Source organism: Streptomyces sp. NPDC056161, from assembly GCF_042268025.1.
Taxonomy (GTDB): domain Bacteria; phylum Actinomycetota; class Actinomycetes; order Streptomycetales; family Streptomycetaceae; genus Streptomyces.
The window spans coordinates 60904-82595 of the sequence record NZ_JBHJUV010000037.1; the positions used below are offsets into that span (position 1 = coordinate 60904).

The 21692-nt window shown below is 73.3% G+C and carries 19 protein-coding genes, 1 tRNA gene and 1 pseudogene; 14 read left to right on the top strand and 7 right to left on the bottom strand.

What is annotated here, in order from left to right:
- From ACFC09_RS29855 to ACFC09_RS29900, 10 genes are all read left to right on the top strand, one after another.
- Entirely contained in the window at nucleotides 1-939 is a 939-nt protein-coding gene (locus ACFC09_RS29855; protein ID WP_376533445.1) for a carbohydrate ABC transporter permease, read from the top strand.
- On the top strand, nucleotides 939-1787 hold the full coding sequence (locus ACFC09_RS29860) for a carbohydrate ABC transporter permease (protein WP_376533446.1): 849 nt from the start codon (nucleotides 939-941) through the stop codon (nucleotides 1785-1787). Before ACFC09_RS29855 ends, ACFC09_RS29860 begins: the two co-directional genes overlap by 1 nt.
- The gene (locus ACFC09_RS29865; protein ID WP_376533447.1) at nucleotides 1784-3883 is read left to right on the top strand and encodes an alpha-galactosidase; all 2100 of its coding nucleotides are present in this window, start codon (nucleotides 1784-1786) and stop codon (nucleotides 3881-3883) included. Before ACFC09_RS29860 ends, ACFC09_RS29865 begins: the two co-directional genes overlap by 4 nt.
- Before the next feature lie 77 nt (nucleotides 3884-3960).
- Nucleotides 3961-4734 (top strand): SDR family NAD(P)-dependent oxidoreductase, encoded by a 774-nt coding sequence (locus ACFC09_RS29870; RefSeq protein ID WP_376533448.1) that lies wholly within the window; start codon nucleotides 3961-3963, stop codon nucleotides 4732-4734.
- A gap of 40 nt (nucleotides 4735-4774) precedes the next feature.
- Complete coding sequence (locus ACFC09_RS29875) at nucleotides 4775-5512, top strand: FadR/GntR family transcriptional regulator (protein ID WP_376533449.1); 738 nt, start codon at nucleotides 4775-4777, stop codon at nucleotides 5510-5512.
- Nucleotides 5509-6654, top strand: coding sequence for a galactonate dehydratase (gene dgoD, locus ACFC09_RS29880; RefSeq protein ID WP_376533450.1), 1146 nt, complete (start codon nucleotides 5509-5511; stop codon nucleotides 6652-6654). Before ACFC09_RS29875 ends, dgoD begins: the two co-directional genes overlap by 4 nt.
- Entirely contained in the window at nucleotides 6651-7469 is an 819-nt protein-coding gene (locus tag ACFC09_RS29885; protein WP_376533479.1) for a hypothetical protein, read from the top strand. Before dgoD ends, ACFC09_RS29885 begins: the two co-directional genes overlap by 4 nt.
- Before the next feature lie 59 nt (nucleotides 7470-7528).
- Nucleotides 7529-8161 carry a bifunctional 4-hydroxy-2-oxoglutarate aldolase/2-dehydro-3-deoxy-phosphogluconate aldolase gene (locus tag ACFC09_RS29890; RefSeq protein ID WP_376533451.1) on the top strand — a complete coding sequence of 211 codons (633 nt, stop codon included), beginning with the start codon at nucleotides 7529-7531 and terminating at the stop codon, nucleotides 8159-8161.
- Nucleotides 8158-9057, top strand: coding sequence for an SMP-30/gluconolactonase/LRE family protein (locus tag ACFC09_RS29895; RefSeq protein ID WP_376533452.1), 900 nt, complete (start codon nucleotides 8158-8160; stop codon nucleotides 9055-9057). The genes ACFC09_RS29890 and ACFC09_RS29895 overlap by 4 nt, the downstream gene beginning before the upstream one ends.
- The gene (locus tag ACFC09_RS29900; protein ID WP_376533453.1) at nucleotides 9054-10073 is read left to right on the top strand and encodes a sugar kinase; all 1020 of its coding nucleotides are present in this window, start codon (nucleotides 9054-9056) and stop codon (nucleotides 10071-10073) included. Before ACFC09_RS29895 ends, ACFC09_RS29900 begins: the two co-directional genes overlap by 4 nt.
- A 508-nt stretch (nucleotides 10074-10581) precedes the next feature.
- On the opposite strand, the gene ACFC09_RS29905 is transcribed toward ACFC09_RS29900, so the two are convergent.
- From ACFC09_RS29905 to ACFC09_RS29915, 3 genes are all read right to left on the bottom strand, one after another.
- The gene (locus ACFC09_RS29905; RefSeq protein WP_376533454.1) at nucleotides 10582-12339 is read right to left on the bottom strand and encodes a glycosyl hydrolase family 28-related protein; all 1758 of its coding nucleotides are present in this window, start codon (nucleotides 12337-12339) and stop codon (nucleotides 10582-10584) included.
- A gap of 779 nt (nucleotides 12340-13118) precedes the next feature.
- A complete protein-coding gene (locus tag ACFC09_RS29910) occupies nucleotides 13119-13298 on the bottom strand; it encodes a hypothetical protein (RefSeq protein WP_376533455.1) in 180 nt (59 codons plus the stop codon).
- 363 nt (nucleotides 13299-13661) lie between these two features.
- Nucleotides 13662-13964, bottom strand: a complete 303-nt coding sequence (locus ACFC09_RS29915) for a hypothetical protein (protein ID WP_376533456.1) — start codon at nucleotides 13962-13964, stop codon at nucleotides 13662-13664.
- Between the two features lie 452 nt (nucleotides 13965-14416).
- Here ACFC09_RS29915 and ACFC09_RS29920 point away from each other — a divergent pair, with 452 nt between their 5' ends.
- Nucleotides 14417-14710 carry a hypothetical protein gene (locus tag ACFC09_RS29920; RefSeq protein WP_376533457.1) on the top strand — a complete coding sequence of 98 codons (294 nt, stop codon included), beginning with the start codon at nucleotides 14417-14419 and terminating at the stop codon, nucleotides 14708-14710.
- A gap of 14 nt (nucleotides 14711-14724) precedes the next feature.
- Here the strand turns inward: ACFC09_RS29920 and ACFC09_RS29925 are convergent, their stop codons facing one another.
- A complete protein-coding gene (locus ACFC09_RS29925; protein ID WP_376533458.1) occupies nucleotides 14725-15060 on the bottom strand; it encodes a DUF6343 family protein in 336 nt (111 codons plus the stop codon).
- Nucleotides 15061-15492: 432 nt separating this feature from the next.
- Between ACFC09_RS29925 and selA the strand changes: the two genes are divergently transcribed.
- Both selA and ACFC09_RS29935 read left to right on the top strand, forming a co-directional pair.
- A complete protein-coding gene (gene selA, locus ACFC09_RS29930) occupies nucleotides 15493-16821 on the top strand; it encodes an L-seryl-tRNA(Sec) selenium transferase (protein ID WP_376533480.1) in 1329 nt (442 codons plus the stop codon).
- Nucleotides 16822-16894: 73 nt separating this feature from the next.
- Nucleotides 16895-18574: pseudogene (locus ACFC09_RS29935) on the top strand (SelB C-terminal domain-containing protein); the annotation flags it as partial.
- A gap of 34 nt (nucleotides 18575-18608) precedes the next feature.
- Here the strand turns inward: ACFC09_RS29935 and ACFC09_RS29940 are convergent.
- Nucleotides 18609-18702 (bottom strand) — tRNA-Sec (locus ACFC09_RS29940).
- 34 nt (nucleotides 18703-18736) lie between these two features.
- Between ACFC09_RS29940 and selD the strand changes: the two genes are divergently transcribed.
- Nucleotides 18737-19762 (top strand): selenide, water dikinase SelD, encoded by a 1026-nt coding sequence (selD, locus tag ACFC09_RS29945; RefSeq protein WP_376533459.1) that lies wholly within the window; start codon nucleotides 18737-18739, stop codon nucleotides 19760-19762.
- 165 nt (nucleotides 19763-19927) lie between these two features.
- Here the strand turns inward: selD and ACFC09_RS29950 are convergent, their stop codons facing one another.
- Entirely contained in the window at nucleotides 19928-20440 is a 513-nt protein-coding gene (locus ACFC09_RS29950; RefSeq protein ID WP_376533460.1) for a DUF1707 domain-containing protein, read from the bottom strand.
- A 238-nt stretch (nucleotides 20441-20678) separates the two neighbouring features.
- Nucleotides 20679-21683 carry a hypothetical protein gene (locus ACFC09_RS29955; RefSeq protein WP_376533461.1) on the bottom strand — a complete coding sequence of 335 codons (1005 nt, stop codon included), beginning with the start codon at nucleotides 21681-21683 and terminating at the stop codon, nucleotides 20679-20681.
- Nucleotides 21684-21692: the final 9 nt, after the last annotated feature.

The following is a 21692-nucleotide window of genomic DNA, read 5'->3' on the forward strand; positions in this document are numbered from 1 at the left end:
ATGTCCGTCCTGACCGCGGCCGACCGCACGGCCCCGGCCACCGCCCCGGCCCGCGGCAGGCGCCCGCGCAGGACCGTCCGGCGGACGCCGCCCCTGGTGCTCGCGTTCGTCCTCGTGCCGCTGCTCGCCGAGGCCGTGTGGGTGTTCTGGCCCGCACTCCAGGGCTTCTACCTCGCCCTCACCTCGTGGGACGGCGTGTCACCGGCCAAGTTCGTCGGCCTTGGCAACTTCCGCGAGATGGCGCACGACACGGTCTTCCGCACCGCGGCCGTCGACACGGTGCTGTGGCTGGTGCTGTTCGGCGGGCTGTCCGCGCTGCTCGGCCTGGGCGCCGCGCTGCTGCTGCAACAGGAGCGCCGCGGCGTCGGCTTTTACCGCGCCGCCCTGTTCCTGCCCGTCGTCTTCTCCCTGGTCGCCACCGCCCTCGTCTGGCAGGCCATCTACCAGCCCGACGGCGTCCTCAACCAGGTGCTGGAGGGCGTCGGACTCGGCAGCCTGCGCCATGCCTGGCTCGCCGACCAGGACACCGCCCTGTACGCGGTGATCGTGCCCGCGCTGTGGCGGCAGATCGGCTACGTGATGGTGCTGTACGTCGCCGGCCTCAAGGGCATCGACCCCGCCCTGTACGAGGCAGCCAAGGTCGACGGCACCGGACGCGTGCAGCGGTTCCGGCACGTGACGCTCCCTCAACTGCGCGGCGTCAACGCCGTCGTGCTGTCCGTCATCGTCATCGACTCGCTGCGCTCGTTCGACGTCGTCTGGTCCCTCACCCGCGGCGGCCCCTACCACTCGTCCGAACTGCTGAGCACCTACATGTACTCCACCGCCTTCCAGTCCCTGCGGCTGGGCTACGGCTCCGCACTGGCCGTCGTCATCTTCGTGCTGGCGTTCGGCGTCATCTGCTCCTACCTCGTCCGCGCGTTCCGGGAGGCCGACTGATGTCCGCCACCACCACGGCCGTGCGCCGCAAACGCGCCGCCACCGCCGGATTCCACCTGGGCGCGGGCGCCCTGGCCGTCCTGTGGCTGCTGCCCATCGTCCTGGTCCTGGTGACCAGCCTGCGCTCCTTCGACGACATCGCCGCCCACGGCCTGGGCAGCCTGCCGCACTCCTTCACCCTCGACGCCTTCCGGCAGGCATGGGTCGACGGCGGCCAGCAGCGCGCCCTCATCAACAGCCTGCTCGTCACCGTCCCCTGCGTACTGGTGACCCTGGCGCTGGCCGCCATGGCCGCGTTCGCCCTCAGCCGCTACACCATGCCCCTGCGCCGCACCCTGCTCCTGGTCATGCTCGGCGGCAACCTGCTGCCCCCGCAGATCCTGCTCATCCCGGTGTCCAAGATGAGCGAACTCCTCGGCATCCACGACACCCTGCCCGCGCTCATCGGCGTGCAGATCGGCTTCGGCGTCGGCTTCTACGTCTTCGTCCTGTACGGCTTCATGCGGGCCATCCCCGTCGAGATCCAGCAGGCCGCCGTCGTCGACGGCGCCGGCCCGTGGCAGATCTTCTGGCGGATCATCCTCCCGCTCGCCCGGCCCGCGCTGGCCGCGCTCGGCGCGCTGTCCTTCACCTGGATCTTCAACGACCTGCTGTGGGCGATCACGGTGCTGCGCAGCGACACCAAGATGCCGATCACCGCGGCCCTCATCGGACTCCAGGGACAGTTCGTGTCCATGTGGAACGTCGTCGCGGCCGGATCCGTCATCGCCGCCGCACCGACCGTGGCCGTCTTCCTGCGCTTCCAACGCCACTTCGTGGCCGGCCTCAACCTCGGAGCAGTCAAGTGACGTCGCACCAGCGCTGGACCCTGCGCACCGACAACACCAGCTACACCGTCCGCCTCTCCCCGGACGGCCCCTGGGCCGAACTGGCGGCCTGGGGCCCGCACGGCGTGGAGAGCGGACCGTCGGCGCTGGAGTGGTCGCGGCGCACCCACTTCATCACACCCGCCGACGCCGCGCCCGCCGAGTACCTGCCGTACGGCCTGCGCCCCTTCACCGGCGCCGACCTCGTGGCCTACCGGCCCGGCCACGACCGCGGCCTGTGGTGGAGCTTCACCGGCGCCGAGGAGACCGCGGGCGGCCTGCGCCTGGCCTTCACCGACGACCTCACCGGCCTGCGCACCGTCCTGTGCTACGCCACCGTGCCCGGCACCGACGTCATCCACCGCTGGACCGAGCTGACCTGCACCGGCGATACGGAACTGCGCCTGGAGCGGCTGGATTCGGGCGCCGTGAACATCCCCGTCACCACCGGCGCGCGGCTGACCTGCCTGACCGGACAGTGGTCGCAGGAGTTCCAGCACACCCAGCTGGAACTGACCCGCGGGACCTTCACCATGGGCAGCAGCCAGGGCGTGCCCGGACACGCCTACGCGCCCTGGCTGGCCGTCCAGGACGCGGCCGCACCGCAGGACGCACCCGCCCCGGCGTACGGCGTGGCCCTGGAGTGGCCCGGGAACTGGCACATCACCGCCGAGGCCGAACCCGGCGGAACCCTGCGGGTGCGTGCGGGCCGCACACCGCACGAGGGCGCCGTGCTCCTGGCCCCCGGCCGGACCCTCACCACCCCTCGCCTGGCCTGCGCGTTCAGCCCGGACGGACTGGACGGCCTGTCCCGCGTCTGGCACCGCTACGAACGGCACCTCGCCGGTGACCGGCTGCACCGCACCCGCAAGGTCCTCTACAACTCCTGGGAGGCCACCGGCTTCGCCGTCGACGCGGCACAGCAACGGGAACTCGCCGAGGCCGCCGCGGACATCGGCGCCGAACTGTTCGTCGTCGACGACGGCTGGTTCACCGGCCGCGCCGACGACACCGGCGGACTGGGCGACTGGTACCCGGACCCCGCGGCGTTCCCCCAGGGTTTCGGCCGGTTCGTCGAGGACGTCCGCGCGCTCGGCCTGGACTTCGGCCTCTGGATCGAGCCGGAAGCGGTCAGCCCCGGCAGCCGCCTGCACGCCGAACACCCCGAGTGGATCTACCGCGTCGAGGGCCGCCCCGTCCGCCTGGTCCGCAACCAGCTCCTGCTGGACCTCGGTCGCGGCGACGTCCAGGACTTCGTGATCGGCACCTTCGACCGGCTGCTCACCGAGTACCCCGTCGACTACCTGAAGTGGGACATGAACCGGCCGCCCACCGAGCGCGGCCGGCCGGACGCCGGACCCGCCGACCGGCTCGACCTCGACGCCCAGCACGTCCACGGCTATCTGCGGGTCCTCGACCACCTGCGCACCGCCCACCCGGACGTCACCGTCGAGGGCTGCGCCGGCGGCGGCGGACGCATCGACCACCTGACACTCGCCCGCACCGACGTCGTATGGCCCAGCGACAACACCGCCCCCCTGGACCGGCTCGCCGTCCAGTACGGCTTCCTGCACGCCCACGCGCCCCACCGGATGAGTTCCTGGGTCACCGACGCGCCAGGTGTGTTCGACACGCGTCCGCGCTCCCTGGCCTTCCGCTTCGTCCTCGCCATGTGCGGGGTCCTCGGCATCGGCGCCGACCTGCGCGCCTGGTCCGCGCGGGAGCGGGCCGAGGCCGCCGGATGGATCGAGCGCTACAAGGCCGTGCGGGACGTCGTCCACCACGGCGCGGCCCGCCTCCTGGGCACCCCCCGCGACGCCACCTGCGGAATCCAGTACGACGCGCAGGACGGACACCGCACCGTCGTCGCCGCGTTCGGCACCGGCCCGCTGAACGGCGCACCCCTGCTGCCGGGCCGGGCCGCCCGGCTGCGGCTGCGCGGACTGGACCCGGCCGGCACCTACCGGGACGCCGAGTCGGCCACCGTCTACAGCGGCGCCCATCTGCTGCACTACGGACTGCCCTTCGCGTGGCGCGCCGACCACGATGCCCAGTTGGTGGTACTGACCCGGCAATAGCCCCCGGTCCGCATATGTTCGCAGGGCACACTGCGCCCCAGCCGCCGGACATCCCACCGAAGGAGCCGAACACCACGATGGATCAGCCCGCAGGACGGTACGGTGCACGCTTCACCGGCCGCACCGCCGTAGTGACCGGAGCCGCCTCCGGCATCGGAGCGGCCACCGCCGAACGCCTCGCGCGGGAGGGAGCCGCCGTGGTGCTCGCCGACATCGCGGACGCACCGGGCACGGCCCTGGCCGAACGGATCACCGCCGACGGCGGCCGGGCCCGCTACGTGCACGCCGACGTCGCCGCCGAGGACGACTGGTCGCGGATCGTCACCGCCGCCCACGCCTACGGCCCCGTCGACGTGCTGGTCAGCAACGCCTACACCGTCGACGTCGCCCCGGCGCACCAACTGTCCCCCCGGTCCTGGCAGCGGCAGCTCGACGTCAACCTCACCGGCAGCTTCCTCGGCTTCAAGGCCGTACTGCCGGACCTGCGCGCCCGCGGCGGGGCCGTGGCGCTCACCTCGTCCGTGCACGCCCACAAGGGCATCCCCGGCCACCCCGCCTACGCCGCCGCCAAGGGCGGCCTGCTGTCCCTGTGCGGTCAACTCGCCGTCGAGTACGGCCCCGAGGTACGCGTCAACGCCGTCCTGCCCGGACCGATCATGACCGCCGCCTGGGACCGGGTGCCGCCCGCCGACCGGGAACGCAGCGTCGCCGAGACCGCCGCCCGCCGCTTCGGCACCCCCGACGAAGTGGCCGCCGCGATCGCGTTCCTCTGCGCCGGCGAAGCCTCCTACATCACCGGGGCGAGTCTCCTGGTGGACGGCGGCTGGAGTGTCGTGAAGGCATCCGCGTGACCGCCGCCGAACCACCGTCCGACCAGAAAGGCTGTACGACATGACGCCCTACGCCCGCCGCGGTGTGCACGGCCAGACCGTCGAGGCCCTCGCGCGCCGCATCCTGGGCGGCGAGATCCCCGAAGGAGCCACCCTCGACCTGGTGGCGCTGCAGAGCGAACTCGACGTCAGCCTCACCGCGCTGCGCGAGTCGCTGAAGGTGCTGGCCGCCAAGGGCATGGTCGACGCCCGGCAGAAGCGCGGCACCTTCGTCCGGGCCCGCGCGGACTGGAACCTGCTCGACGCCGACGTACTGCGCTGGCAGTTCGAGGGCGGCCGTGCCACCGGGACCGACCGGTCGCTGCTGCGCAACCTCGCCGAGGTCCGCGCCATCGTCGAACCGGCCGCCGTACGGCTCGCCGCGCAGCGCCGCAGCGACGCCGACCTGGCGGCCCTGGACAGCGCCCTGGACGCCATGGGACGGCACGACGCGGACCCCGCGCACGCCGTCGAGGCCGACCTCGCCTTCCACCGCGCCCTGCTGGCCGCCACCCACAACGAACTGCTCGAACGCATGGAGATGGTGCTGGAGTCGGGTCTCGCGCACCGCGACCGCATCGTGCACAGCTCCCCGCACAGCGAGGACCCCGTCCCCGCCCACCGCGCGGTATTGGACGCCGTACGCGACGGCGACCCGCAGGCCGCCGAGGCGGCCATGCGCGCGCTGCTCGCCCAGGCCGGCCGCGACCTCGACCGGATCGACGGCCCCGACGACACGAAAGGCAGCGGCGGCAAGTGAAGATCGCTCGCATCGAAACCTTCCTCGTCCCACCGCGCTGGCTGTTCTGCCGCGTGGAGACCGACGACGGAACGGTCGGCTGGGGGGAACCGGTCGTCGAGGGCCGCGCCGAGATCGTGCGCGCCGCCGTCGACGTCCTCGCCGAATACCTCGTGGGCCGGGACCCGCTGCGCATCCAGGACCACTGGCAGGTGCTCACCAAAGGCGGCTTCTACCGGGGCGGCCCCGTCCTGTCCAGCGCCGTCGCCGGCCTCGACCAGGCCCTGTGGGACATCGCGGGCAAGACCTACGGCGCGCCGGTGCACGCCCTGCTGGGCGGCCCCGTACGCGACCGGGTCCGGGTCTACGCCTGGGTCGGCGGCGACGAACCCGCCCAACTCACCGAGCAGATCACGGCCCAGGTGGAGGCGGGCTTCACCGCGGTGAAGATGAACGGCGCCGGAGCCACCTCGCCCGTGGCCACCGCCGCGGAGACCGCGGCCGTCGTCGACCGGGTGGCCGCAGCCCGCGAGGTCCTCGGCCCCGACCGGGACGTGGCCGTCGACTTCCACGGCCGGTTCACCGCCGCCAGCGCCCGCCGCGTCCTGGCCGAACTCGCCCCGCTGCACCCGCTGTTCGTGGAGGAACCCGTCGTCCCCGAGCTGAACCACCTGCTGCCCGGACTGGTCGCGGCCGGCCCCGTACCCCTCGCCACCGGTGAACGCCTCTACTCCCGCAGCGAGTTCCTGCCCGCCCTGACCGCAGGCGTCGCGGTCGTCCAGCCCGACCTGTCGCACGCCGGCGGCATCTCCGAGGTGCAGCGCATCGCCTCGCTCGCCGAGACCTACGGCGCACTGCTCGCCCCGCACTGCCCGCTCGGCCCGATCGCCCTGGCCGCCAGCCTCCAGATCGCCTTCGCCACGCCGAACTTCCTGATCCAGGAACAGAGCCGCGGCATCCACTACAACAAGGACGCCGACCTGCTGTCCTACCTCCTCGACCCGGAGCCGTTCCGCTTCGTCGCCGGACACGCCCGACGCGGCGACGCACCCGGGCTCGGCATCACCGTCGACGAGGCCGCGGTACGCGCCGCCGACCGCCGGGGCCACACCTGGCGCAACCCGGTGTGGCGGCACGCCGACGGATCCTTCGCGGAGTGGTGACCGTGCCGTGGGACGTCGTCACCGACCCGGCCCACGGCGGCCGCTGGACATCGCTGCGGCACCGCGGACGCGAATGGCTGTGGCGGCGTGAGCACACCGGACGCCACGGCGTGGCACCCGGCGACGCCTTCGTGGACGCGGGCGGCCTCGAAGAGTGCGTACCGACCGTCCGCGGCACCCCCGACCACGGCGACGCCTGGTCCCGCCCGTGGACCCGTGTCGCGGGCAGGGACAGCGTCCGCTGCGACCGGTTCGCCCTCGGGCGCACGCTCCGCGCCACCGCCGACGGTGTCGAGGCCGACTACGTGCTGACGGCCGAGCCCGGCTACCGCTTCCTGTGGGCCGCGCACGCGCTGCTCGACCTCTCCGAGCGGGCCGCCCTGAAGGCACCCGACGGGGCGCGCACGCGTCTGTTCCCGGAGGCGGCCCGTCTGCTGGGCCGTCCCTGGCCGGTCGGCGCACCGTGGGTGGAGGGCTCCTGGCCGACACCCCTGGGGCTGCGCCTCGACCGGTTCGGGGCGGACGACGGCACCGCCGTCGGGGCCGTCGTGGCGGGCGGCCGCTGCTGTGTGCACGACGGCCCGGACCGACTCGCCTTCGCGGTCGAGGCCGACGGACAACCGCTGTCCATCGCCGTGTGGCGCAATCTCGGCGGCTACCCCGACGGCCGCCCCTACCGCAGCATCGGCGTCGAACCCATGCTCGGCCGCGTCTTCGACCTCGGCGAGGCGGGCCCCGAGGACGCCGCCCGCGTCCCGGCGTCGGGTGAGGTCCGCTGGCGGCTCACCCTGAGCGCGGAGTGCCGTTGTCCCTGAGCGGCCCGGCAGTCCCCACCGCCCGCCCCACCGCACCGATGTGGAAGGAACCCCAGTTCGTGGACCTACTGGCCGCCCTGGCCGCCCGTCGCCTGCTCGCCATCGTGCGCGGAGGCGACCCGGACGCCGCCCTGCGCACCGTACTCACCCTGGCCGAGGAGGGCATCGACCTCATCGAGATATCGCTGAGCGGCGCCGACGCGCTCACCGTCATCACCCGGGCCCGGCAGGAACTCGGACCCGACCGGCCCCTGGGCGCCGGCACCGTGCTGACCGCCGCCGACGCGCGGGCCGCGCACCGTGCGGGCGCCACCTTCGCGGTCACCCCCGGCCTCGGCGAGGGCGTCGACACGGCGCACCGCCTCGGACTGCCGGTCCTGGCCGGCGTGCTGACCCCGACCGAGATCATCGCCGCCCAGGCCGGTGGTGCGGCCGCCCTCAAGCTGTTCCCGGCCGCGGAGACCGGGGGAGTGGCGTATCTGAAGGCGCTGCGCGGACCGTTCCCGCGTACGCCGTTCGTCCCGGTCGGCGGCGTCGACGTCGCCTCCGCCCGCGCCTACCTGGCCGCCGGGGCGACGGCCGTCGGAGTCGGCTCGCCCCTGGTCGGCGACGCCGCCGACGGCGGCAGCCGCACCGCGCTGCGCGAGCGCGCCCGCGCCTTCCGGGCCGCCGTACCGGAGGCCACCCGATGACCCGGGAACTCGTCCCCGCCCGACCCGACCGCCTGGAACTCGGCGAGGGTATCCGCTGGGCCGACGGCCGCGTCGTGCTCGTCGACATCCTCACCGGCCGCCTGCTGACCGCCCCGGAGGACCCGGCCGCCCCGTTGCGGCTGCTCGCCGAACTGCCCGTCCCGCTGGGCGCGGTGGCCCCCGTCGCCGGCCGCCCCGATACCTGGATCGCCGCCGCCGGTACCGGCATCTGCCTGCTCGGCCCCGACGGCTCCACCACCTGGCTGGCACGACCGGAGGACCGCCCGGGGCCGCGCATGCGCATGAACGACGCCGTGGCCGACCCCGCGGGCCGCTTCTGGGCGGGCAGCATGGCGTACGGCGGGGACGAGGGGGCCGGATCCCTCTACCGCGTCGACCACGACGGCACGGTCGTCCGGGTCCTCGACGGCATCACCGTGCCCAACGGGCCCGCCTTCACCGCCGACGGCCGCAGCATGTACCTGGCCGACAGCGCCCGCGGGGTCGTCCGGCGCTACCCCGTCGACGCCGCGACCGCCCGGCTCGGCACACCCGAGGTCTTCGTCACCCTTGAGGACGGCAGCCCCGACGGCATGGCGGTCGACGCCGAAGGCGGCCTGTGGTGCGCCGTCTGGGGCTCCGGAACCGTGCGCCGCCACCTGCCGGACGGCACCCTCGACCGGGTGCTGCGGCTGCCGGCCGCCCAGCCCGCCGGGGTGTGCCTGGCGGACGGCGTCCTCCACCTCACCACGGCCCGCACTGGACTCGCCTCGCCCGGCCCCTACGACGGCGCGGTGTTCTCGGTGCCGGTCGAGGTGCCGGGCACGCCGACCCCCTCCTTCCGGCTCGATGCCGCGGCGCGGCCGTCGGCGCGGACGGCGGGGGAGCGCGCATGAGGGCCTGGCGCCCGGTCGCGGGGCGGGTCGTCTGCGTCGGCGAGACCATGGCGGCCCTGTCCCCGGACCCGCCCCGCCCGCTCGCGGACGCCGACCGGCTTCGCCTGTCCGTCGCGGGAGCCGAGTCGAACGTGGCCATGTACCTCGCGGACCACGGCATCCCGGTCAGTTGGCTGTCGGCGCTCGGCGCCGATCCCCTGGGGGACAAGGTCCGCGCCGCGGTGGCCGCGGCCGGGGTGGACGTCACCCACGTACGCACCGACCCGGACCGCCCCACCGGCCTCCTCGTCAAGGACCCCGGTCCCACCGGCACCCGTGTCCGCTACTACCGGTCCGGTTCGGCGGCCTCGGCCCTGGGGCCCGGCCTGCTCGACCGCGAACCCGTGCGCGGCGCCGCCCTCCTGCACTTCACCGGCATCACCCCCGCCCTCTCCTCGTCCTGCCGCGACCTGGTGACCCGGGCACTGGCCGGTCCCGGTGCCGCACGGCCCCACGCGGTCAGCTTCGACGTCAACCACCGTGCCGCCCTGTGGCCGGACGGCACCGCCCCGGACGTGCTGCGCACACTTGCCGACCGGGCGGACATCGTCTTCGTGGGTCTCGACGAGGCGCAGGACATCTGGGGCGCCGGGCTGACCCTCCCGGACCTGCGCCGTCTGCTGCCCGGTCCGCGGATCCTCGTCGTGAAGGACGGCGCCCGTGCCGCGACGGCCGTCAGCCGCGGCGGCACGTGCACGGTCCCGGCGCTGCGCACCAGGGTGGTGGAGCCCGTCGGCGCGGGCGACGCGTTCGCGGCGGGTTTCCTGGCGGGCCTGCTCCGTGGCGGGTCGACGACGTACGCCCTCCGGCTGGGCCACATCACCGCGGTCTCCGCGCTCCAAGTGACGGGGGATCACGGCCCGCTGCCGGACCGCGAGCACATCGAGCGGCTCCTCGGCCTCACACCACGGGACTGGGAGCGGTACGAGGACGGGTCCGCCCCGCCCCCGTCGCCGCTGCCGGGCGCCGCTCGGTGAGGTGCTGCCGCAACCGGCCGAACTCCTCTCCTCAAGCACGGCGATCACCGCTCGCCCTGTTCCTCGCCGTCTGAGAGTCTTCAGCGGGCCTGCCGCCTGTACCCGCTCACAGCGAACGAAGGACTGACGCCAATGACCCCGGCGCGCTCCGGCGACCGCCGTAGGCACTGAGCTGTCCGCTCTGCGCTCGGCGGGCCGACGATCCGGTGTCCGAGGACACTGACGCATTCCTTCCACCCATCGCGGCCAAGGCATCGCCGGTTCGGTCACCGCGGCGCTGACCGACGTCATGCTCGCCCGAGGAGCACGGTCGGTCTGGCTGGAGTACTCGGGCGAGGGGTCCCCCGCCGGGTGTACGAGCGCGTCGGCCACCGGACCCGGGGCACCCGCCTGTACCTGACGCTCGAAGAACGACCCGCGCACCAGGACCGCGGTCGGGTCCGTCCCCCGGATGCTCCAGGGGGCGGACCCGACCGCGAGTCGAACCACCGGCGGGCCGGGGGCTCTCTCAGCTGGTGATGCGGAACGTGGACGGTGAGTCGTTCTGGGTCGCGACCTGGCCCGGGAGGAGGTTGTGCACCGTGTTGCCGGTGAACGCCCCGGTGCCGGTGACCCCCGGGGCGATCCAGATGCCCTGCTTCGCCGGATTGTCGATCGTGTTGTTCTTCAGCGTCGCGTTGACGTGCGACTTGTCGATGTAGAGGCCCGCACGCAGGGCGCCCCGCATGACGTTGTCCGTCAGGGTGACGTTCGTGTACGCGTCCGGGTACAGGGAGGTACTGGACGGGGAACTGATCCGCACGCCGTGCCGGACGCCGTTCCAGCCGCCACCGCCGAGCAGGACGTTCCCGCTGACCGTGGCCGACTCCAGGGGGTGCCCGGTGTCGCCGAACACACCGATGTCCAGGGCGCTGTTGGACGACACGCTGTTCACCAGGTTGTTCTTCATCTCGACGTCCTTGCCGCCGGCGATGCGCAGGCCATTGGCCCACCAGGGTGCGACCGCGGTGTTGTTGAGGATCTTCGCACCGCTCACCTGGCCATTGGTGCCGGCGGCCCCGGAGTCCGAGTAGGTCGCGAAGGAATCGTCACCGGTGCCGCGGGCGAAGTTGTTCTGCACCGTGATGTCGAGGCCGAGCTTGTCCGGGTTCTTGGCATTGCCGTTGTTGATGTTGAACCCGTCGCCGTAGCTGTCCGCGGACCGGCTGTTGCGGACGACGCCGTTGCTGCCCGACAGCCAGTTGGCGTCGGTGTGACGCGTCCAGATCCGGTCGATCAGCCAGCCGCCGGCGCCACTGGCGTTGATGCCGTAGTCCGAGCCGCCGGCACCACCCACGCCGCGCCAGGCGGCGTTGGAGTCGATCTGGACGTCGGTCAGCGTGGTGCCCGAGCCCACCAGGATCTGCGAACGCCAGGAAGTGGCCGGGATGGGCACCTTCCGGTAGAGGGTGGTGTACCACATGCCTGCGCCGTTCACGGTCACACCGGTGAAGTCCAGCGGCTTGGACACCAGACTGTTCGTCAGGTACTTGCCCGGTGGGATCCACACCGACTTGCCCTGCTGCCGGGCGGCGTCCACCGTGCTCTGGATGGCGACGGTCGAATCCTTCGCGAAGGCCGGATCCGCTCCGTAGCTGACGACCGAGAGGGAATTGGCCGGCTGGGTCCGCGCGGCCCCGACCTTCTCCAGGTCGACGGAGTCGACGTCGTAGACGGCGGCCGTGTTGGCGGAGTCCTTCTTGAGCGTGATCGTGCTGCCCGCGGGGACGGGACTGCCGGTGACCCAGACGGGGAACTCGTTGTAGAAGTGGTAGGGCGACCCGCCCGCGTTGGGGTCGTCGGGGTTGGTCGTGGCGTCGCGGTAGTTCCACTCCTGCTGGGAGCTGAGCGTGATCGCCTGGCGGAACCTGCCGTTCACGTACAGGTTCAGGGACGCCGTGATGCCGCCGCCCTGCGGCGCGTCCGGTATCGAGGCGCGCACCACGAGGGTGTTGGCATCCTTGCCGGTGTTGTTCCGCAGCGTCACCGCGTCGCCGGTGTTCTTGAGTTCGACGAGAGCGTAGCCCGAAGCCTCGGTCTCCAGGGTGGCGGCGGTCGGGGCCGGGTCGCCCGGCCTGACGGCGCGGACCCGGGCGCCGCCGCCGAGGGTCCCGGATTCCGCCTCGACCGTCGCGAAGGGAGTCCTGGCACCAGCCGCGGCGATCCTCTTGGCGCCGGTCCCTGCCTTGACGGCCGCGTGGCCCTCGGTGGCGGGAACAACGGCCAAAGTGGCGGCGACAAGTGATGCGACGCCATATGTCCGGACTGTGGGTCGCCGGAGTCTTCGGAGCATGTGTCACCTCTTGATGGGGTTGACGACGACGCGGCCCGACGCGTCAAAGTGCGGGCGCCGTTACCTCGATGGCGTGCGCATGCCAAGGAGCACGGCAATGGTTTCTGACTGTCATGTGACAAGACGACGGGGACAGATCAGGGGGAAGTCGGCTCAGCGGGGCCGCGCTTCACTTCCTGCCGTGCTGGTGTCCGTGACACGTCTGGGCGTCTCACGGTCATCTGCCGCCCGCGCGGAGCCGGCTCGACACCCTGCCTCGGCATGATCGACATCATCCCTCCTCGGCCCGGCACCTGGCCGACGTGCGGTCGGATCGACAACCGTCCGCTCGCTCCGCTGATCGCGTTCGGGAGTCTACCGACGGTGTGCAGATTATTCCATCGCCTGGATTAACCGACTTCGACGCCATGCGAGCGGGGTCTGTCGGGGCTTGCTCGGATTCACCTGGCATGTGGCCGTTTTCGCTGGTGGGAAGCAGTGTGGGGGAGGGGGCGGACCGGTGGCCCGTCGTGCCGCTCGACGGTGACCGTCCGTCCGGCACATAAAGCGTCGTCAAAGCCTGCGAATCGTGATCAATGGGCAAGGGGCAGCGCCTTTTTGACTACCCCTTGGTCTTCTGGGTGCCATGATGCTCCATCGGATGGATGAACTCGTGGCCGACGGACGCGGACCGGGGCGCGACCCCGGGGGCGTGCATGCCATCGGGCGTGCGATCAGCGGGCAGGTACGGACGCGCTGTCACCTTCGGCGGCGGCCAGGGCGAGCCGGAACCGGCCTTCGTCAGCGCTGCCGGACGACGCGGTGAGGACCAGGATCTTGAGTTCGGCATCGCCGTAGGCCGGCACGTCGCAGTCCACTTCCACGACGTACTGGTCAACAACGCCGGCGCGCACGGCCGCACGGCGATCCCAGCGGCCTGACCGGCGCGGACGCCCTCGATGTCTTCGCCGTCAACCTCTTCGGCGTGATCCGGACGACCCCTTCCTGCCGCTGCCGCTGCCGCTGCCGCTGCCGCTGCCGCGCCGGTCGCCGGACCCGCGCGTCACCAACGTCAGCAGCGGTTTGGGGTCGCTCTCCCTCACCCACGACCCGACGCGGATCGAGTCCTCGGTGCTCGCGCCTGTCTGCACCGCGTCCAAGGCGGCCCTGACGATGCTCACCACCCAGTACGGCCAAGGCGCTCGGCGACATCAGCGTCAATGCGGCCGACCCCGGTTACACGGCGACCGATCTCAACGGCCACAGCGGCCCGCAGATCAGAAGTGCGAGCAGATCCACGTGATCTGGTCCGCGATCCAGCGGCTGCGCGCCTCGTCCACCTGCCCGTGGCGATCGGTCAGGCGGACGATCGCGACCCCGCCGTTCCGGTCCACCTGCCGGCAGATCTCCGCCAGTTGCCGGGACACACCGGAGTGGTCGGAATCGGCGGTGGACCCGGAACTGCCGCCGGACGTCGCCGTCGCCGCCGAGGCGACACCTCCGGAGGCGAGGACCGCGGTCACCGTGACGGCCACGGAGGCGAGCGCGAGGGCGGTACGGCGGGCGATGGTGCTGGTCATGGAGTTTCCTTCGTGCTGGTCCCCGGCCGGTACCGGGGTCTTTGTCGGGTGTTCGAGCGGGCGGACGGGGCCGGGCCGGGACGTGCGGACGTCCTCGGGCCCTGCGGCCGCCTCGGCGACGCGATCCCCCGAGGGGCCGCCGGGCCGTGTCCCCGGTCCGCCGGGGCTCCCGCGGCGCGGGCTCCTGCCGACGGCGACGACCGAGCCCCGCCGCGCGGGAGCCCCGCCGCACGCGGCCCGGCATCGTGGATCTCTGTGCGGTTGTCGGTGATGGCGTCGGCATCACCGACTCAGTCCAACGACTCCCCGGCACTCTCGCAACCGGAGCCCGCCCCTCGGCCCGTGCCCGCCGCCCGCATCCGTGTGCGTGCTCCCCGCATGTGTCCGCGTGCAGCGGGAACTCGGAGGGCGCCATTCACGGCACTGGACAACCTCCTGAGGAGATGAATCGGATGCTGTTCCTCGCGCTGCTGCTCCTCGTGGCGACAGGCGCCTTCACCGTCCTGGCCATCATCGGCAACCTGTCGGGTGGTCCGGAGTACGCCGTGTCGGTGCTCGGCCACCACATCGCCACCCTCGGCCCGGTCGGCATCTTCTGCTCCGGCCTCGCACTGGCGCTGCTGTTCTGCGCGCTGCTCGCCACTGTGATCGGCGGGGCCTCGCACCACCGTCGCAGGACCACACGTCCGCACCGGGCACGCCGCACCACGGTCGGCCCGATGGCGGGACCCGACGCACGGGCCTGAGCCCGGACGTCTCTTCAGGAGCCCGCGCCCCGCTCGCGGCGGAGCCGGCGGATCACGACCAGGAGGTCCAGGGCGGCCAGCAGGACGAGGGCCGCGAAGACGGCGGCGAGCGTCACCAGTACACCGCCGCCCGGGATGTCACCGGGGCCGGAGTCGGCCGCCCAGAGGGCGAAGAGGGCCGCCGCCGCCACGAAGACCGGTAGGAAGATCCCGCTCAGCAGCAGCCGCAGTCGCAGCGCGCTCCGCGCGGTGACGGGCTCGGTGCCGGTGCGTGGCATGCGGCGGCCGGTCGTGCCGGACCGCGGGCGTGGGGCCGTCGGCCCGGGGCGCGCGGAAGGTTCGGGACTCATGGCTGGTCCTCTCAAGTGGTCCGGGTCGGTCTCTCCGGTTCGGGTCGGTCTCTCCGGTTCGGTTCGGCCTTCCCGACCCGTTCCGGTACGGTCACCGGCTCCACGGCGACCGGGGCGTCGGACGTCACTTCGCGTATCGGTCCGGTCACCGTCGGGCAGGCGGGCGGATCGGGCGCGCGGGGTGCCTACCGGCCGCGTAGCCCGGACCGTCGGGACGAAACTCACTTTCAAGGCTCGCCCTGCAATGCGGGAGCGGTGCGGGTCCGGTCCCGCGACTGCCTCGTTCCGGCGTGTCGAGTGGCCTGTCCGAACCATGGGGAGACGATGGATATAGCGGATATGTCGGATATCCGAAGGTGGGTGGAGAGGCAGGGCCGGGTGGAGCCGCAGGTCGCATCGGAGCAACTGGGGGCGGGACGGACCGCAGCGGCCGTGCCCGTGCCCGAAGGGGCGCACGACGGCCCGGACAGGGACGTACGGCGCCGGATTCCCCGAACCGACGTCCTGCTGCGGGAGCCGCGGCTGAGCGAGGCGGCGGCCCGGCTGGGAGCCTCGGTCGTCAAGGCCGCGATCCGTCAGGCGCAGGAGAGCGCGCGCACCGGACGCATCCCGCCCGAGCGGACCGGCGACGAGGCCGTCGCCCTCCTGCCCCGGACGGCGGGCGGACTGCACGCGGTGATCAACGCCACCGGGGTCGTGCTGCACACGAATCTCGGCCGGGCGGCGCTGTCCGCGGCGGCCCGGCGAGCCGTGCAGGACGCCGCCGGCCCCACCGACGTCGAGCTGGACCTGGCCACCGGCGTACGGGCCCGGCGCGGGCGTACGGCGCTGCGCGCGCTGTGCGACCGGGTGCCGTCCGCCGAGGCCGCGCACGTCGTCAACAACGGTGCCGCCGCGCTGGTCCTGGCCGCCACCGCGCTCGCCGCGGGCAAGGACATCGTCATCAGCCGGGGGGAGATGGTGGAGATCGGGGACGGTTTCCGGCTGCCCGACCTCCTCGTGTCCACCGGAGCCCGGCTGCGTGAGGTCGGCACCACCAACCGCACCTCGGCCGCCGACTACGCCGAAGCGATCGGACCCGGGACCGGATTCGTGCTGAAGGTGCACCCCTCCAACTTCCGCATCACCGGTTTCACCCGCGGCGCCGACGCCTGCGAACTGACCGGGCTCGGCGTCCCGGTGGTCGTCGACATCGGCTCCGGGCTGCCCGCCCCCCATCCCGCGCTGCCCGCGGAACCCGACGCCGAGACGCAGTTGCGGGCCGGTGCCTCGCTGGTGACCGCCAGCGGGGACAAGCTGCTCGGCGGACCGCAGTGCGGGCTCCTCCTGGGCGAGGAGAAGCTCGTCCGTACCCTGTCCCGGCATCCGCTGGCCCGCGCCCTGCGCGTGGACAAGCTCACGCTGGCCGCCCTGGAGGCCACCCTCACCGGACCGCCCACCCCGACCGCCGAGGCACTGTCCGCGGACCCCGCCGCTCTCCGGTCCCGCGCCGACCGGCTCGCCGCCGCCCTGAGCGCGCACGGCATCGACGTCCGGGCTGTGGAGAGCGCCGCCCGGGTCGGCGGCGGCGGTGCGCCCGGAGTGAGTCTGCCCAGCGCCGCACTGTCGCTGCCGGAGCCGTTCGCCGCCGCGCTGCGCGCCGGGCGCGTGCCCGTCGTCGGACGCCTGGAGGCCGGGCGCTGCCTGCTGGATCTGCGGGCGGTGCCGGCCGCGGACGACGAACGGCTGGCCGAGGCGGTCCGGTCGGCGGCGGGAGGGTAGCGGCATGCAGGTCCTGGCCACCGCCGGCCACGTCGACCACGGGAAGTCCGCCCTGGTGCGGGCGCTGACCGGGATGGAACCCGACCGCTTCGAGGAGGAGCGGCGCCGGGGCCTGACCCTCGATCTCGGGTTCGTGTGGACCCGGCTCGGCGCGGGCGGGGAGCAGATCGCCTTCGTGGACGTGCCCGGTCACGAGAAGTTCGTCCCGACCATGCTCGCCGGGGCCGGTCCGGTGCCCGCGGTGCTGTTCGTCGTGGCCGCCGACCAGGGCTGGCAGCCGCAGTCCGAGGAACACCTGGCGATCCTCGACGCGCTCGGGGTCCGGCACGCCGTCCTCGCCGTGACCCGCAGCGACCTCGCCGACCCCGAACCGGCCCGCGCGGCCGCGCTGGAGCGCATGGCGGCCACCTCGCTGGGCGCCGTACCGTCCGTCGCGGTCAGCTCGGTGACCGGGACCGGGCTGACGGAACTGCGCGAGGCACTGGCCCGGCTTGCCGCCGCACTGCCGGTCCCGCCCGCCGACGCCGACGTGCGGCTGTGGCTGGACCGGGCCTTCACGGTGCGCGGGCACGGCACCGTGGTGACCGGCACGCTCGGCGCCGGCACCCTCCGGGTGGGCGACCGCCTGGAGACGGGCGACGGGACGGCCACGCTCCGGGTCCGCGGCCTGCAGACCCTCCAGGAGGAACACCCCGCCGTCAGCGCAGTGGCGCGCGTCGCGGTCAACGTGCACGGCGCCGCGGCCGGCCGGCTGCGGCGCGGACAGGTGCTGCTGACACCGGGGCGCTGGCTGCTCACCACCGCCGCCGACGTCCGGGTGGCCGGCGAACCGGTCGACGACCTGCCCCGGACGGTCACCCTGCACATCGGCACCGCGGCCGTCCCGGTCACCGTCCGCCCCCTCGGCCCGGACACCGCCCGGCTGAGCCTGGACCGCGGACTGCCGCTGCGCGTCGGCGACCGCGCGGTGCTCCGCGAACCCGGCGGGCACCGGGCACCGAGCGGCGTGACCGTCCTGGACGTCCGTCCGCCCCCGCTGACCCGGCGGGGCGCGGGCCGGGACCGAGCCCGGGAACTGGCCGCCATGACCGGCGGTCCGGACGGCCCCGCGGAGCTGCGGCGCCGCAGGCTGATCCGCCGTTCGGACCTGCTCGCCATGGGAGTGCCCGCCCCGTTCCCACCGGTCGCCGGTGACTGGCTCGCCGACCCGGCGCACTGGGCGGGGCTGCGGGAACGCCTGGCCGCCGAGGTGGACCGGTACGCGCAACGGCACCCGCTGGAACCGGGCCTGCCCACGGAGGCGGCCCGGCACCTGCTCGGCCTGCCCGACCGGCCGCTGGTGGACGCGCTGGCCGAGGCACCCGGCGACCCGCGGCTCACCTGCCGCCAGGGCAGGCTGTACGGCTCCGACGACCTCCGGCCCACGCTGCCGCCCGAGCTTCGGGAAGCCGTCGACGCCGTGGCGCGGGAACTCGCGGCGGCGCCGTTTTGCGCGCCGGAGGCCGACCGCCTCACCGAACTGGGCCTCACCCGCAGGACGGTGGCCGCCGCGGTCGCGGCGGGCGCGCTGCTGCGGGTCGCCGACGGCATCGTGCTGCTGCCCGGAACGGACGAACGGGCCGCCGCCGTGCTCGCCCGGCTGCCCCAGCCGTTCACGTTGAGCGAGGCCCGGCAGGCACTGGAGACCACCCGCCGGGTCGCCGTGCCGCTGCTGGAGCACCTGGACGCCCGGGGGTACACGGAGCGCGTGGACGACCAGCGGCGGCGCTGCCGTGGCGGCACCGAAAGCGGAGGCGGACGGGAATCGAACCCGCCTGCCCGAGATCCTCGGGCACCTCGGTTTTGAAGACCGGGAGGGCCACCAGGCACCCACACGCCTCCATCCATCGCCAGGCTACTCGCGCAGGAGACCGACATGACCACGACGCGCCAAGCCCCCGTACGCCTCACACAGTTCGCCCATGGCGGCGGCTGCGCCTGCAAGATCCCGCCCGGCGAACTGGAGGCCGTGCTCGGCGGCCTCACCGCACCCCGGCCCGCCGCGGCCGACCTGCCGCTCCTGGTCGGGCTGGACACCGGCGACGACGCCGCCGTCGTCGCCCTGCCCGCGCGGGGCGACACCCCCGCGCAGGCCGTGGTGTCCACCGCCGACTTCTTCACCCCGGTCGTCGACGACCCCTACGACTGGGGACGCATCGCCGCGGCCAACGCCCTGTCCGACGTGTACGCGATGGGTGGCCGGCCCGTCGTCGCCGTCAACCTCCTGGCCTGGCCGCGCGACGTGCTGCCGTTCGAGCTGGCCCGTGAGGTGTTGCGCGGTGGACTGCACGTCGCGGCCGAGGCCGGCTGCCACGTGGGCGGCGGCCACAGCGTCGACGATCCCGAACCCAAGTACGGCATGGCCGTCACCGGGCTGGCCGACCCGAGCCGGCTGCTGCGCAATGACACCGGCCGTCCCGGCATGCCGCTGTCGCTGACCAAACCCCTCGGCCTCGGCGTGCTCAACAACCGTCACAAGGCCACCGGCGAGCGGTTCGAGCAGGCGATCGCCACGATGACGGCCCTCAACCGGGACGCCTGCGCCGCGGCCCTGGCGGCCGGCGCGACCTGCGCCACCGACGTCACCGGGTTCGGCCTGCTGGGCCACTTGCACAAGCTGGCCAGGGCCTCGCAGGTGACCGCGGTGATCGACACGGCCGCCGTGCCCTACCTCGACGGGGCACGCGAGGCCGTACGGGACGGGTACGTCAGCGGCGGTACCCGGCGCAACCTGGACTGGGTGGCGCCGTTCACCGACTTCGGTACGGCGGACACCGACACGTGTCTGCTGCTGGCCGACGCCCAGACCTCCGGCGGGCTCCTGGTCGCCGGGGAGGTGCCGGGGGCCCCGGTGATCGGCGAACTCGTCCCCCGCGGACCCAGCTCCCTCGTACTGCGGTGAACCCGGGGACGTCGGATCCACAGCGTGCGCGGGCGCGCTCGCCGGCCACGGCCGCGTCTTCGGGTGTGCCCCTCGGCCACGGCCGGGTGCCATGGGCGTGACGCTCGGCCGCGGCCGTACGGGGCGATGCCGCCCGCCCCGCGTAGGCCGGTCCGCGCGGGGCCCTCAACGCCGTGCGTGGCGGATCTTCAACCGGCCGAACCCCATGGCGCCGGAGATCCGTATCCTCGGCCCGCCGGGTCCGGACGGCGGCCGGGGTTTGTAGCGGAGGTCCTTCCACCCGGTGCGCAGGTCCTCGACGTCGACGACCGCGTCACGAGGGACCGTGATCCTGGCCCGGCCCGTGCCGAGCTGCAATTCGAGGTCGACCACCGGATGCTCGAAGACCGCCCGGGAAAGGTCCAGGCGCACGTTTCCGTACGCGGACTCGACCTTGAGGGTCCGGGGCACCCGCCATGCGCCGCGACGGTGGATGCGTCCACTGTGGGCGGCGATCGTGGACGTGCGTTCCGCTTCCTGCTCCGGCAGCGAGTCCAGGGCCGACGCCAGGTCGCCGCGGGTCGTGGCGGCGAGCGTCCGGTGCAGGCGGTCGTCCATCTCCTCGTGTGAGATGTGCCCGTCGGCATACGCCTCCTGCACACGCTGCACGGCCGTGTCGCGCTCGTCTTCACTGATCATGGGCGGCGGGCCTTCCGGCAGGGAGTCACTGCTCCACTTTAGTGCGCTGTCCCGGGCGTGTACGGGCCCAGGGCTGTCCGGGCGCCGCTCGTCGGCGTCCGAGGCCCGGGTGACGGCCGGCGAGGTGGCGTGGGACAGCAGGGCACCGAGGGCGCCCAGCACGTCAGGTGAACGACGCGGGGGTGGCCGCCGGAGCCCCGGCGGCCGCCCCCGCGTCGTTGCCAGACGGGTGCGTGCGTTATCCCCGGGCCACCGCGATCGAGCCCGCGAGGCGTTCGCCCGCCTCGTACACCATGTACGGCACCCCGCCGTCCGTACCGAACGTCGGCGACGCCGACCGCCCGTTCTCCGGCGCCCCGGAGCGCGAGTCGTAGAAGACGCCCAGGTGCCTGCGGAGCGAGAAGTCCGCGCCCACCTCGGTGATCATGAGGTCGCCGCCGCTCTCCTTGTCCTTGTTGTAGACGACGTACGCGGACCCGTTCCGGGTCAGCAGATGGGGACCGCCGATGTTCACCGCGCCGACGTCCGAGTGACGCACCAGCGGTGTCTGGTCGAAGGTCCAGTTCCGGCCGTCGGCCGACCAACCCCAGCAGATGTCACGGTGGTTGGTGGTGTTGTTCAGCATGAACATCATCACGTAGTGCGCGCCACGGGCCGGCAGGTCATGGCGGAAGACCCGGGCGTACGAGGTCTCGGTGCTGCCCGACGGCATCATCGACGTCGACAGGACCACCTTGTCGTACGTGAAGTGCACACCGTCCGTCGAACGGGCCAGCCGCGTCGTCGTGTTCTCGCCGTGGAAGTACAGCCAGAACTCCTTCGCGTCCGCGTTCCACAGCACGTGCGGCGACGACACATGGCTGACCGAGTAGTGCGGGTCCCACTTGTTGGAGACGATCGGGTTCGCCGGGTACTCCGTGAACGGGCCCTCCATCGAGTCCCCGTACGCCAGGCAGATGCCGCCCGGCGCGTCGTGCGGCGCGTAGTACAGGTAGTAACGGCCCAGCGGCGACGCCAGCTTGTCGTACACGCCGCGCACGGTCGGGAAGATGATCTCGCCCGTCGGGTTGTACTTGAGCTGCGCGGGCGACAGCAGCGTACGGACGTAGGTGTAGTCGGGGAACCCGCCGGGCGCGGCGGACGCCGACTGCGCCGACACGCCGCCGAGGGCGAGTGCGGCGCCGGTGACGGCGGTGGTGCGCAGGAACATACGACGGTCGAGGCCGGACTGCGGCTCGTGCATGATCGGCTC